Genomic DNA, 13441 nt, shown 5'->3' with positions numbered 1-13441 from the left:
CCGCATTGAAAACAAACCGGTCGCCTCGTACTCTAACGCTCGCGGCACGGGCACCTCGCCGTTGTCAGCGCACACACGGGGGGACCCAAGGAGGGGACATGTCTCATCCGCGGCAACTCGCCACGGCTCCGCTCACCGAGACCCCGGTGGCACCGGAAGGCCTGACCGCCACGGTACCTCGCCAACTCGTCCACCGTGCCTCGGTCGCGGAAACGTTTCTCACCGGTGCGACCAGCACCGAAGAGGACCGGTTCACCGTCTTCGCCGAATGGCCGCGCGCTCATCATTTACACGTGTCGCCGGACCGGTCGGCATACGAGCCGCTGCTCGTCGCCGAAACCGTCCGCCAGGCCGGCACACTCATCGCGCACACCGCCTACGAGGTGCCGCTGGGCCACCAGTTCGTGCTCACGGAACTGCGGATCACCACGCGCCCCGAGCATCTGGCCATCGGCACCGCACCCGCCGCACCGGTCCTCCACATCACGGTCTCCGACGTCACCCGCCGCGGCGGCCGCCCGGCCGGATTCCGCTACGACGCGGAGATACGGCTCGGCGACCAGTGCGTCGGGACCGCACACGTGGCCGCCACCTGGACCAGCGCAGCCGTCTACCGCCGACTGCGCGGCGGGCGCACCGCGGCCACCGTGTCCGTGCTGCCCGTCCCGCCCGCTCTGCCGCCCTCGGCCGTGGACCGCGCCCTGTCCGCGGACGTCGTCCTCGCGCCGGCCGAGCTCCCCGACCGGTGGCAGCTGCGCGTCGATACCGGCCATGCTGTTTTCTTTGATCACCCGCTCGATCATGTGCCCGGCATGCTCCTGCTGGAAGCGGTTCGACAGGCCATACGTGCCAGGACCCGGAAGTCCCCCCGCAGGCCCGCTTCCTTCCATGCCGTCTTCCACCAGTACGCCGAACTCGACCTGCCTCTTTGGATCGAGGCCGTGGGTGAGCCGGGGGCGAACGGCACCGATGTGCAAGTCGTGGGACGGCAGGGAGAGTCGACGGTTTTCGAGTGCGGGGTGGGCACCGAGGAGGGCTGAGCTATCGTGTACGGGGAGTAAGAAACAAACGGCGCGACCCGTTCTTTTCCGGCCCCAGGAGAGTTCAGCTGATGGCGAGGCAGTTACGAGCGGAACAGACCCGCACCACGATCCTCACGGCCGCCGCCGAACTGTTCGACCGTCACGGCTATGAATCGACCAGTCTCAGCGACATCGTCGACCACGCCCAAGTCACCAAGGGCGCCCTGTACTTCCACTTCGCGGCGAAGGAGGACCTGGCCCAGGCGATCATGGAACTCCAGTCCCGTGCTTCGCGTCAGGTCGCGGCGGAGATGGACGGCAGGGGCTACACCTCGCTGGAGGCCCTGATGCGCACGACGTTCGGCATCGCGCGGCTGTCCGTCGAGGGCCCCATCCCCAGGGCCGGCTTGCGCCTCGCCACCGGCGGAGTGGTGATACGACCGCCCCTGAGGCACCCCTTCACCGAACTGCTGGACATCACCACCCGCAAGCTCCTCGGCGCCGCCAAGGAGTCCGACCTGCACCCGGACATCGACGCCGAGGCCGCGGCCAACTCGATCGTGTGCTTCTTCGTCGGCACCCGCGTCGTCGGCCGCTCCCTCGAACCCGTCGCCCGGCAGCCCCGCAGGGTGGCAGAGATGTGGCACATCATGATCCGCGGTCTGGTCCCGGTGCCCCGCCGGGCCCGCTACCTCACCCTCGCGACACAGCTGGAGCGGGAGATCAGAGCCGTATGACACACCTGACCCGCGCGATACGGTGAGGCGTATGCCCGAGAGGTCCGACACCCCGCCCGCGTCCGTGCTCCTCGGGAACGAACCCGGCTCGTTCCCGCACAGCGTCCTCGCCGAACGGCACCCCGCGATCATCCGGCAGGTACGGGAGTCCTTCCCGTACGGCCCCGAGCAGCGCCGCGCGCTGGACGCGCTCCTCGCGAGCTGCATCACGGGCGTGATCGAACCGCTGCCCGCCGACGCGCACGACCGGGACCGCTGGACGGCCTGGGATGCCGACGCGCACACCGGCCGGTCCTGGTTCGACGTACCGTGGCTGTGGTCGGAGAGCTACTTCTACCGCCAACTCCTCGAAGCCGTCCGCTACTTCACCCCTGGCCCCTGGCAGGGCATCGACCCCTTCCGCCCCTCCAAGACGGCCGAACTCGACGCCTCGGAGACGGACGAGGAGCTCGCCGCCCTCGACGACCTCGCGGACCGGCCCGCCGACGAACAGGACCGGGCTCTGCTGCACGGCTCCCTGTGGGGCAACCGAGCCGACCTCGGCTTCCGTCTGTCGGCCGCACACGACGAGGGATCCTCGGACACCCCGCCCCTCGTGGCCGACGACAGCGAGACCTTCTGGTCCCTGTTCCCGCCGTCCGGCTCCGCCACGCTGTGTCTGATCGCCGACAACGCGGGCCGTGAACTCGTCCCCGACCTGCTCCTCATCGCCCACCTCCTCACCCAGGGGCGGATCGGCCGGGCCGTCCTGCACATCAAGGCGTACCCGTACTACGTCTCCGACGCCACGCACGCCGACGTGCTCGACGCCCTGCGCAGGCTGACCGCGGCGCAGGGCGTGGCCGCGACGTACGGTCAGGTCCTCTGGTCGGCGATGACGGACGGCCGCCTCACCGTCCGCGCCCACCCCTTCTCGTGCGCCCCGCTGCCGTACGCAGCGATGCCCGGCGACCTCCGCGACGAGCTCGCCGCGGCCACGATCACCATCGTCAAGGGCGACCTCAACTACCGGCGCCTGGTCGGCGACCGCCTTTGGCCGCCGACCACGCCGTTCGCCGACGTCACCGCGTACTTCCCCGGCCCGGTGGCCGCCCTGCGCACCCTGAAGTCCGACGTGATCACCGGCCTGGACGCCCGTACGGAGACGGCGCTGGTGGCGGCGGAGGGGCAGAAGTGGCGGACGGGCGGGACGCATGCACTGATCCAGGTGCGGACGTGACGACCTCGGGCCGTCGACTCACTCCGGCTCAACTGACCTGCACCGGCAGGTACTTGAGCCCGTTGATGAAGTTCGACACCAGCCGCTTGGGCTCTCCCGCGGTCCTGAGGACGGGCAGTACCCGCAGGACCTCTCGGTAGAGCACCCGCAGCTGGAGCCGGGCGAAGTGGGCGCCCAGACAGACGTGCGGGCCGTCGCCGAAGGACACGTGCGGGTTGGGCGTGCGGGACAGGTCCAGCCGGTCGGGGCCGGCGAAGGCCCGTTCGTCACGGTTGGCGGATGCGTGGAAGACGACCACCTTGTCGCCCGCACGGATGAGCCGGCCGGCGAGCTCCGTGTCCTGTGCGGCAGTGCGGCGGAAGGTGAGGACCGGGGGATGCCAGCGCAGCAACTCGTCGACTGCGGAGGGCAGTTCCACCTGGCCCGTCCGCAGTCGGTCGTACGACTCCGGGTGCTCCGCCAGCGCCAGCAGCCCGCCCGGCGCCGCGCTGCGGACGGTGTCGTTGCCCGCCACCGTGAGCAGGAAGAAGAACATCTCCAGCTCGGGTCCCGCGAGTTCGGCGTCATGGGCGAGGGTGGTCATGACGTCGTCGTCGGGGTGGCGCCGCTTGTGCGCGGCCAGTTGCTGGGCGTACCCGAACATGTCCCGCAGCATCGCGGGCGACCGCGGATTGACCGGCCTGCCGTCGGCGTCGAGCACCGGGGTGCCCGCCTCGTCGGGGTCCTGGTAGCCGATGACCCGCCGCGTCCAGTGCAGCAGCAGCTTGCGGTCGGCCTCCGGCACGCCCAGCAGGTCGGCGAGGTTGAGCAGGGCGTAGTCGTCGGTCACGGCGGTGACGAGATCGACGGTGCCGTCCGCCGTTCGCGCGGTCTCCAGGGCGTGCGCGAGGAGCGTGCGGGCGCGCGCCTCGGCGACCCTCGTGAAACGGTCCACGCGGCCGGGCGTGAAGGCCCGGCTCACCAGCCGCCTCAAGCGACCGTGTCCCGGTGGGTCCTGATTGAGCATCATGCGGCGGATGAAGGGCAGGTCGTCCGGGTCGGGGTCCCGGATCTGGGTCGCGCCGATGTGCGAGGAGTACGTCGCCGAGTCCTTGAGCACGCGTACGACGTCGGCGTGCCGGGTCACGGCCCAGAACCCGGGTCCGGCCGGCCAGCCCAGCACCTCGGGTTCGTCCTGCCGGGCCACGGGGTGGTGGTCGCGCAGGATGCGGTAGGCGTCGTGGGGCACGCCGGCGGCGTACTGGCGAGGGTCGAAGACGTCGGGGATGTCGGGGACGGGGGGTGCTTGGTGCGCCGTCACGCCTGCTCGCTTTCGTGCGGGCCGTCCGCGCGCAGAGGTCATGCGACCAAGGTGGCGTATATCGGTGAAGACCGACAGATGACGTGTCCGGGTTCCCCTCCTGCATGTGGTGATCATGACAAAATCTTGCTAGTCATGTCGTCATGGCGTTACGTCAATTGCGCTCGGGAACGAGGACAGCCGCTGCCGCCGCGGCCACCCTCATGCTGATGGCGGTCACGGCCTGCGGGGACGACGGGGAATCCTCGTCCGGCGCCGGCGGGCGGGAGACCGTCACGGTGGCCGCACTGCCGCTGATCGACTGTGCCGCCCTCTATATCGCGCGAGACCGTGGTCTGTTCGAGGAGGAAGGCCTCGACGTCCGCATCCAGCAGATCCAGCAGAGTCTCCAGGCGCTGCCGGCCCTGGCCAAGGGCCAGATCGACATGGTCGCGAGCGCGAACTACGTCACCTACCTGCAGGCCCACGAGAAGGGCACCCTCGACATCCGGATCGTCGCCGAGGCGATCAGGGCGGCGCCGCGCATGATGGACGTGCTGGTGCCCGAGGGCTCGGACATCAAGACCGTCGCCGACCTCCAGGGCAGGAAGCTCGCGGTCAACGTCCTGAACAACGTCCAGTCGCTCACCTTCGACGAGATCCTGGAGAAGCAGGGCGTGGGCCGCCCCGTCTACCGGGCGATTCCCTTCCCGCAGATGGGTGCCGCCCTGGACAAGGGACAGGTCGACGCCGTGCACGCGGTCGAGCCCTACGACAGCGCCATTCAGGACGAGTTGAAGGCCAGGGTCCTCATCGACGGCTCGTCCGCGCCGGTGGAGTCGATCCCGCTCAGCGGCTACATCAGCACGGGCAAGTTCGCCGACGGGAACGGCAAGACACTGGCGGCCTTTCAGCGGGCCATCAAGGCGGCTGTGCAGATCGCCGAGGAAGACCCGGCCGTTGTGCGGGACACGCTGCCGACCTACACCAAAGTGACCGACAGGCAGGCCGAGTCGATCGATCTGCCCCTTTTTCCGCCCACCATGGACGCCACGCAGCTCACCCGGCTGACGGATCTCATGAAGAAGCACGGGATGCTGAAGAAGCCGATCGATCCGGCGACGCTGATGGTCAAGTGACGTGACATCGAAAGGCCGTCAGGAGCAGTTTCTCCTGGGCACCTTGGGCGTGCTGCTTGCCTTCGGCGCCTGCGAGGCGGTCTCCCGTGCGGGTCTCGTGCGGCGCGACTACCTTCCGCCCGCCTCCGAAGTCCTGACGCGAGCAGTGGCGTTGGCGGGTGATCCGGTCTTCCTGGACGGCATCGGTGCCACCCTGCGCGCCTGGGTGCTCGGGCTGGGCCTCGCGTGCGTCATCGCCGTGCCGGTCGGGCTGGTCCTCGGGAGCGTGCCGGTCGTCGACGCCGCCGTCCGCGCGATCGTCGAGTTCCTGCGGCCGCTGCCGTCCGTCGCCCTGATCCCGTTGGTCTCCCTGCTGCTCGGCTCCGGCACCGAAACCAAGGTCGCCCTGGTGACGTACGCCTCGGTCTGGCCGATCCTCTTCAACACCGTCTACGGCCTCGGTGAGACCGACCCCCTGGCCAAGGACACCCTCCGCGCCTTCGGCTTCGGCCGCCTCGCCGTCCTCCTGCGCGTCGAACTGCCCGGCACGGCCCCCTTCATCGCCGCCGGCATCCGCATCTCGGCGGCGGTCGCCCTCATCCTGGCCGTCGCTACGGAGATCCTCTCCGGTTTCGGCGAAGGACTCGGCATCTTCATCGCCCAGGCAGGACTGGCTACGGACGGCACACGCGATGTGCTGGCGGGAGTGGTGTGGGCGGGCGTGCTCGGGCTGGTCATCAACGGGGTCCTGGTGTGGGGAGAGCGAAGGCTGTTTCCGTGGACGCCAGGGCGGCGGGGTGTGGCGTGAAGGGGGCGTGGGGTGGCGGGTGTTGGGTGCGGTGAGTCGGGGGATGGCTGGCCGTGGGGCACGCCACGCACCCGTGTCAGGCGCCCTCGCCGCCGCAACCCACGCACCCGTGTCAGGCACCCTCGCCCCCCCCCGCAATCCACACACCCCCACCGCCAACCCCGCGACCGCCGGCTCCGCAGCCGTCCACACAACGGCCGTCCACACAAACCGACCCCCGAGCCCGTCGACTGCGGCGCACACACCGAACACTCCCCGCATCGCCCCGCGAGGACCCTGCATGAACGAGCCCCGCACCACCGCATCCGAACGCGCCGCACCCCCCGGCCGACGTCGGCCCCCTCCGCGTAGCGCCCTGGTCCCCCTCGTCCGCCGCGCCCTCGCCCCCGCCCACGTGCGACACGCCCTGCTCCGCTGGCTCGTCCTCGCCTTCGCCGTGGCCGTCTGGCAACTGGTCGCCCGAGTTCACGGCAGCGTCTACTTCCCGCCGCCCGCCGAGATCGCGGGGCGCGCCCACGAGCTCTGGTTCTCGGGCCCTGCCCGGCACGTCTTCCTCACCGAGGCCGCGGTCGCCGACATCCTGCCCAGCCTCGGCCGGATGACCGCCGGATTCGGGATCGCCGCCGTCGCCGGGATCGCACTCGGTGTCGCCATCGGCCGCTCGCGACGCGTGTACGCCCTCTGCGACCCAGTCCTGCAGTTCGCCCGCGCCGTCCCGCCGCCCGCCCTGGTCCCCGTCTTCGTGGTGCTCCTCGACTTCGGTACGCCGATGCAGATCGCGTCGATCGTCTTCAGCGCCGTCTGGCCCGTGCTGATCAACACGGCGGACGGGGCCGGCAACACCGACCCGCTCCGCCTCGAAGTCGCCGCGGTCCTGCGCCTCACCCCGGCCGAACGGCTCCGCTTCCTGATCCTCCCCTCCGCGCTGCCCCGCATCTTCGCCGGGCTGCGCCTGAGCCTGTCGCTCTCCCTCATCCTCATGGTGTTCTCGGAACTGCTTCCCGGCACCGCGAACGGCATCGGCTTCACCCTCACCGACGCCCAGTCCCGCTCCGACCTGCTCACTGTCTGGGCGGCGCTCGTCCTGCTCGGCGCCCTCGGCTATCTCCTCAACACCGGCCTGATGGCAGTCGAGAAGCGGCTCGTCGGCACAGGGAGGACGACGACCCCATGACCCGCACGCCCCCTACAACCTCTGCGCAGGGACTTCCATGCTCCGCCTAGACGAGGTCGGCCAGCACTACGGCGACCACCAGGTTCTGCACGACATCACCCTCACCGTGCCGGACGGCCAACTCCTGTGCGTGGTGGGCCCGTCCGGCTGCGGAAAGTCGACGCTTCTGCGGACCGTCGCGGGGCTGCTGCCTGCGTACGACGGCACGATCACCCTGGACGGCACACCCGTGCGCGGTGTCCCCGACAATCTCGCCGTCGTCTTCCAGGACTACGCCCGCTCCCTCTACCCCTGGCTCACGGTCCGGGAGAACGTCGCGCTCCCGCTACGCCGCAGGGGCCTGCCGAGAGCGGAGCGCCGGGCCGAGGCCGACCGCATCCTGGCCCGGGTCGGCCTCACCGACACGACCCGCCGCCACCCCTGGCAGCTGTCGGGCGGCATGCAGCAACGCGTGGCGATCGCCCGTGCCCTGGTCTGCCGCCCCTCCCTGCTTCTCATGGACGAACCCTTCGGCTCCCTGGACGCGCAGACCCGCGAGGACCTGGAGGACCTCCTATTGGAGGTCCACCGCACCGACGGCACGACGATCGTCTTCGTCACCCATGACATCGACGAGAGCGTGTACCTGGGCGACCGCGTCGTCGTCCTGTCCCCGGGGCCGGGCGCCAAGATCGTCCTGGACCTGCCCGTCGAACTCCCCGGCACCCGGGACCAGATCACGACCCGGGGTCTCGCGGAGTTCGTCGCACTGAGGTCGGAGGTGGGGCGGGCGGTGCGCAACAGGTAGGGCGTCCGAGAGCCACCGCCACCTGCCGTGCCCGGGCCGCTCAGCTCAGCCCACGCGCACGTCCTGCCACACCAGCCGGTGGTCGGACGTCGGCACCGTCTTCCCGTCTCCCACCAGCCGGTACAGCGGGTCGTCGGAGGTCGGCCAGAAGACGCCGTTCGCGCCCGGTATCAGGCCCCTGGACGGGATGACGTAGTCGACGCGCAGGTTCCCGGGAGCGGTGTCGCCGAAGTCGGACGTGTCGTACGCCGGGTTGCCGAGGTGCGAGGTGTTGGCGCCGCCCTGGAGCTTCGCCGCCTCGACGCCGCCCGCGCTGGCCGGCGGGGTGGCCGGGAGGTTCACCGCCGGGTGGTCGAGCAGCTGCCGGATCGCGTGGGCGTAGCTGTCGCCGTCGTGCGGGTCGGCGTTGTTGTCGCCCGCGATCACGAACCGTGCCCCGGATCGCAGTCCGCCGCGCACACCCTTGTCGTCGTAGAGGTAGGAGCTGCGCCGGCGTCCGCCGATGTAGTCGGCCCACAGCCGGATCTCGTCGTGGTTGCGGCGGCCGTTGCGGTCCTCGGTGCCGTCGAAGGTGGGCGGCGTCGGGTGCGACACCAGGAAGTGCACGGTGGAGTGGCCGATGCACACCGGCACGTCCCAGTGGCTCTTCGACGACAGGCGGAGGATCGCGCGGGCCTCGTCGCTGTAGTAGCCCGGAGGCATCACGTGGCCCGGCATGTCCCGCCACAGGAAGCGCTGGAAGGTGCGCACCGCGCGCGTGTCGATCGGGTACTTCGACAGGACGACCATGCCGTATTGCCCCGGGAACCAGCCGTAGCCATAGGCGTCCTGCCCGTAGGCGTCCGAACCGGGCGTCGTGACCGCGTCGTTCTTCCCGTCGAGGTCCACGCCGGAGGCGACGCCCGTGTTCACCGGACCGGTGAAGTGGTACGGGAAGCGGACTGGCTTGGCTCCGTTGTGGCCGACGGACAGGTAGTTGCGCAGGAACAGACGGACCGCCTTGCCCCGCTCGTCGTAGTCGAACTCGTTGATCAGCAGGATGTCCGGGTCGACCCGCTGGATGGTCTCGGCGGCATTGCGCGCCTGGGCGTTGTCCGGCGTGGACAGATCGGTGATCAGCGCGCCCTCGGTGCCGCGGTTCAGAGAGGCGTTGAAGGTGGCGAACCGTATGGACCGGCGGCCGTGCCGCTCGGCCGCCGAGGCCGGGAACGCCGCGGTCGTGGCCAGCGCCGCCCCGGCCAGGGAGGCGAGTGCCGTGCGGCGGGAGAGTGATCCGGTGTGGTTCATCGCGACTCCGGGGAGGGAGGGGGACACGGGGGACAGGAAGCTCGAAAAGTCTGCGCGCGTAGAGATGAACGCCGCAAGGCCCGTCGAGAACTCCCGGATTCACCCGCGATTCACGCGATGGTGTGATCATGTCCCGCGCCGCGGATGGCCGTTGGGGCCCACGGGTAGGGCCCGCCCATGACGCAGCAGCCCTTCGAACTCCCGCACTTCTACATGCCGTATCCCGCGCGGCTGAACCCACATGTCGAGGAGGCCCGCGCCCATTCGACCGAGTGGGCGCGCGAGATGGGCATGCTGGAGGGATCCGGGATCTGGGAGCAGGCCGATCTGGACGCGCACGACTACGGCCTGCTCTGCGCCTACACCCACCCCGAATGCGACGGTCCCGCGCTCTCCCTGATCACCGACTGGTACGTGTGGGTCTTCTTCTTCGACGACCACTTCCTGGAGATCTTCAAGCGCACCCAGGACCGCGCCGGCGGCAAGGCCTACCTGGACCGGCTTCCTCTTTTCATGCCGATGGACCTGTCGACCCCGATGCCGGAGCCGCAGAACCCGGTCGAGGCGGGCCTCGCCGACCTGTGGACGCGCACGGTGCCCTCGATGTCGACCGACTGGCGCCGCCGCTTCGCCGTCGCCACCGAGCACCTGCTGAACGAGTCCCTGTGGGAGCTGTCCAACATCAACGAGGGCCGGGTCTCCAACCCGGTCGAGTACATCGAGATGCGCCGCAAGGTGGGCGGCGCCCCCTGGTCGTCCGGTCTCGTGGAGTACGCGACGGCCGAAGTCCCCGCGTCCGTCGCCGAGTCGAGGCCGCTGCGGGTCCTGATGGAGACGTTCTCGGACGCCGTGCACCTGCGCAACGACCTGTTCTCCTACCAGCGCGAGGTCGAGGACGAGGGCGAGCTCAGCAACGGCGTCCTGGTGCTGGAGACCTTCTTCGGCTGCACCACCCAGGAGGCCGCCGACACCGTCAACGACGTCCTGACCTCCCGCCTCCACCAGTTCGAGCACACCGCCCTCACCGAGGTTCCCGCCGTGGCGCTGGAGCAGGGCCTCACCCCCGGCGAGGTCGCCGCCGTCGCCGAGTACACCCGGGGCCTTCAGGACTGGCAGTCCGGCGGCCACGAATGGCACATGCGCTCCAGCCGGTACATGAACGCGCGCGCCGAACCGACAGCACCCTGGAAGGGGCTGACCGGTCCGGGCACTTCCGCCGCTGACGTCGGCGCGCTCCTCGCGGCAGCCGGGGCCGAACGCCTGCGTGCCTACACGCACGTGCCGTTCCAGAAGGTCGGCCCGTCCCGGCTCCCTGAGTTCTACATGCCCTTCCGACTGGAACTCAGCCCGCACCTGGAGGGCGCCCGGCACCGCCTGACCGAGTGGACGCACCGCATGGGCATCCTCGAGGAAGGTGTCTGGGACGAGGACAAACTCGCCGCCTACGACCTTCCGCTGTGCGCGGCGGGCCTGGACCCGGACGCCACACCCGAGGCCCTCGACCTCAGCTCCGACTGGCTCGCCTGGGGCACCTACGGTGACGACTACTATCCCCTCGTCTTCGGCCAGCGCCGCGACCTCGCCGCCGCCCGGCTGACCACACAGCGCCTGTCGGCCTGCATGCCCCTCGACGGCGAGGAGGCCACCGTGCCCCTCAACGCCATGGAGCGCGGCCTGGCCGACCTGTGGGCCCGTACGACGGTGGACATGACCTCCGACCACCGGCTTTTCCTGAAGGACGCGGTCAACGTGATGACCGAGAGCTGGGTGTGGGAGCTGTCCAACCAGATGCAGAACCGCATCCCCGACCCGGTCGACTACCTGGAGATGCGCCGCGCCACCTTCGGGTCCGACCTCACTCTCAGCCTGTGCCGGATGGGTCACGGCCCCGCAGTCCCACCCGAGGTCTACCGCAGCGGTCCGGTCCGCTCCCTGGAGAACGCCGCCGTCGACTACGCCTGTCTCCTCAACGACGTCTTCTCGTACCAGAAGGAGATCGAGTACGAGGGCGAGATCCACAACGCGATCCTCGTCGTACAGAACTTCTTCGGCATCGACTACCCGACCGCCCTCGACGTCGTCCACGACCTCATGACCCAGCGCATGCAGCAGTTCGAGCACGTGGCCGCGCACGAACTGCCCGTCGTGTACGAGGACTTCGGTCTCTCGGAGGAGGCTCGGGAGATCATGGCGAACTACGTGGTCGACCTCCAGAACTGGATGGCGGGCATCCTGAACTGGCACCGGGAGGTCGACCGCTACAAGGCCGAGTACCTGTCGCGCCGCGCACACGGCTTCGTGCCGGACCGCCCGCCGGCCGTCCCCGTCCTCAGCTGAGCTCGCGCACCCTCGCGGCCGTCTCCTCGGCGAGCTTCCGCACGCCCTTCGCGGCGTTCTCCGAGAGCTCGCCGAGTATCGCGTCGGCGGCCGGGAGGAGCGCGTGGGCCTCGTCCCGGAGGTTCGCCACGGCCAGGGCGCGGGTGAGCCGGTAGTGCTCCTCGGCTATGAAGCGGCCGAGGTTCACGCCATCCCAGTGACGCAAGGAGTCGTCGCCGGGAGCTGCCAGGATCCTGCGCAGCGCCGCCAAGGTCTGTGCAGCGTACGGTAGTTGACCGCCCTCACGCTCCAGACGGGCCTGGTCGAGGAGGGCCGAGACCCGGTCCCAGGCCTTCTCCTGCAATGCGGTGTGCAGGCGCTGCGCCCGTAGGGCCTGGGTGCGGTCGCCGAGTTCTTCGAAGTCGTGGGCGAGGGCCCGCAGCGGGGCCGTGGTCAACGCCCGCGGCGCGTCGGGGCGGCGGAGTGTGCTCTGGTCCATGACGATCGCGTCGAGTTCGCGGATCAGCGTCACCCGGGCGAGCTCGGTCATGCCCTGGTCCCGGGCCAGGTCGGTCCAGGTGGACACCGGCTCGTCAGCGGGATCCGTACCGAACAGAGAGTCGTCGAGCTCCTGCGCCCAGTCCCGCAACTCCTGCGAGCTCGCGCCGGGTTCGGGTATCCCGCCGAGGCCGCACACCGTGTCGTAGTCCGTCTCACGCACCTCGTGCAGGAGCGGCAGATCCCCGACGTCTCCGCGCAGCCCCACCAGCACGGCCGCGAGCCGCAGTTCGTCCGTCATCGAGGACCGGGTCTCGTGCCGCAACAGATGCCGCAGCAGGTCCAGGTCGCCCTCGGCCCGGTCGAACTGGGCGGCTCGCAAGGCGAGCCGGCGCCGCACGGGATCCTCGGCCACCGAGTCCCATGCCGCAGGGTCTCCCGCACGCAGCAGCGCCAGATCGGCGCGCCCGCTCGCGAGCACCGGCTCCCACAGGGGCGGGCGCGGATACGAGTCGAGCAGCTGATAGGCGTTGTGCTCCGCCCCGTTCAGCAGCAGGAAGTCGGGCTCGGTGCGCAGGAGCGCTGCCCGGAGCATGGCTTCGAGCTCTGCGGGGGAACGCTCCGGAAAGCCCAGCGCGGCCCGCAACAGGACCCGCACCTCTTCGACGTCACGGAGCTGGCTGGCCTCCGCCCGGAGGCCCTCGGCGTCCTCCTCGTCATCGTCCCCCTCATCTTCCTCATCCTCCTCGTCCCCCTCCTCGTCCTCCTCAAGGCCGATCATGATCTCCAGCGCCTCGTCGACGCTGGAGCCGACGATCCCGGCCGAGCCCTCCGAGTCGGCGTACAGCATCGATCCGTCCGCGCACACGAAGTACGTACCGCCGGTGTCGTCCCCCGCCACTATGTCGAGCGGGCCGCCCGAGGCGAGGCGGACCTCTTCGACGTGGCCGTGGGCGGCACGGCCGATGTCGAAGTTGAAGGGGTAGGCCGCAAGTTCGGCCAGGTGGGGGTTCTCCCGGAGCACCCTCAGCGCATGATCAGTCATGTCACTGAACGTAACAGCCGCCACTGACAACGGACTTCCGTCCTCCGGATGCCGTCGCCGAAACTTTTCGTGCGGAACGGGATATTCAGGGAACTTCGATGCGGCGCAGCGAGTCTTCTGGGGTGAGGGGAAACGACCACAAGAACACACG

The 13441-nt window shown here is 69.9% G+C and carries 11 protein-coding genes; 8 read left to right on the top strand and 3 right to left on the bottom strand.

Annotation, left to right across the window (positions count from 1 at the left end; genetic code table 11):
* Positions 1-98: 98 nt before the first annotated feature.
* The 3 genes from OHO27_RS08735 (at position 99) to OHO27_RS08725 (ending at position 2978) form a co-directional block, all read left to right on the top strand.
* On the top strand, positions 99-1040 hold the full coding sequence (locus tag OHO27_RS08735; RefSeq protein WP_328421950.1) for a ScbA/BarX family gamma-butyrolactone biosynthesis protein: 942 nt from the start codon (positions 99-101) through the stop codon (positions 1038-1040).
* A 71-nt stretch (positions 1041-1111) separates the two neighbouring features.
* Complete coding sequence (locus OHO27_RS08730) at positions 1112-1759, top strand: ScbR family autoregulator-binding transcription factor (protein WP_328421948.1); 648 nt, start codon at positions 1112-1114, stop codon at positions 1757-1759.
* A gap of 31 nt (positions 1760-1790) precedes the next feature.
* A complete protein-coding gene (locus tag OHO27_RS08725) occupies positions 1791-2978 on the top strand; it encodes a damage-control phosphatase ARMT1 family protein (protein ID WP_328421946.1) in 1188 nt (395 codons plus the stop codon).
* Positions 2979-3006: 28 nt separating this feature from the next.
* Here the strand turns inward: OHO27_RS08725 and OHO27_RS08720 are convergent, their stop codons facing one another.
* Complete coding sequence (locus tag OHO27_RS08720; protein ID WP_328421944.1) at positions 3007-4278, bottom strand: cytochrome P450; 1272 nt, start codon at positions 4276-4278, stop codon at positions 3007-3009.
* 209 nt (positions 4279-4487) lie between these two features.
* On the opposite strand from OHO27_RS08720, the gene OHO27_RS08715 reads away from it, so the two are divergent.
* The 4 genes from OHO27_RS08715 (at position 4488) to OHO27_RS08700 (ending at position 8144) form a co-directional block, all read left to right on the top strand.
* Positions 4488-5396, top strand: coding sequence for an ABC transporter substrate-binding protein (locus OHO27_RS08715; RefSeq protein WP_328421942.1), 909 nt, complete (start codon positions 4488-4490; stop codon positions 5394-5396).
* A gap of 1 nt (position 5397) precedes the next feature.
* Positions 5398-6183 (top strand): ABC transporter permease, encoded by a 786-nt coding sequence (locus OHO27_RS08710; RefSeq protein ID WP_328421940.1) that lies wholly within the window; start codon positions 5398-5400, stop codon positions 6181-6183.
* A 280-nt stretch (positions 6184-6463) separates the two neighbouring features.
* The gene (locus OHO27_RS08705; protein ID WP_328421938.1) at positions 6464-7357 is read left to right on the top strand and encodes an ABC transporter permease; all 894 of its coding nucleotides are present in this window, start codon (positions 6464-6466) and stop codon (positions 7355-7357) included.
* Positions 7358-7394: 37 nt separating this feature from the next.
* Entirely contained in the window at positions 7395-8144 is a 750-nt protein-coding gene (locus OHO27_RS08700) for an ABC transporter ATP-binding protein (RefSeq protein WP_328421936.1), read from the top strand.
* 45 nt (positions 8145-8189) lie between these two features.
* Here OHO27_RS08700 and OHO27_RS08695 read toward each other — a convergent pair whose 3' ends face one another.
* Positions 8190-9431: an endonuclease/exonuclease/phosphatase family protein gene (locus OHO27_RS08695; RefSeq protein WP_328421934.1), complete on the bottom strand. Its 1242-nt coding sequence runs from the start codon at positions 9429-9431 to the stop codon at positions 8190-8192.
* Positions 9432-9608: 177 nt separating this feature from the next.
* On the opposite strand from OHO27_RS08695, the gene cyc2 reads away from it, so the two are divergent.
* Positions 9609-11768: a germacradienol/geosmin synthase Cyc2 gene (gene cyc2, locus OHO27_RS08690; RefSeq protein ID WP_328421932.1), complete on the top strand. Its 2160-nt coding sequence runs from the start codon at positions 9609-9611 to the stop codon at positions 11766-11768.
* Here cyc2 and OHO27_RS08685 read toward each other — a convergent pair.
* Entirely contained in the window at positions 11761-13290 is a 1530-nt protein-coding gene (locus tag OHO27_RS08685; RefSeq protein WP_328421930.1) for a hypothetical protein, read from the bottom strand. The genes cyc2 and OHO27_RS08685 overlap by 8 nt on opposite strands.
* Positions 13291-13441: the final 151 nt, after the last annotated feature.

Source organism: Streptomyces sp. NBC_00443, assembly GCF_036014175.1.
In the GTDB taxonomy this organism is placed as follows: domain Bacteria; phylum Actinomycetota; class Actinomycetes; order Streptomycetales; family Streptomycetaceae; genus Streptomyces.
Note: the sequence above shows the minus strand (reverse complement) of the source record. Positions and strands in the feature narration are given on the sequence as shown.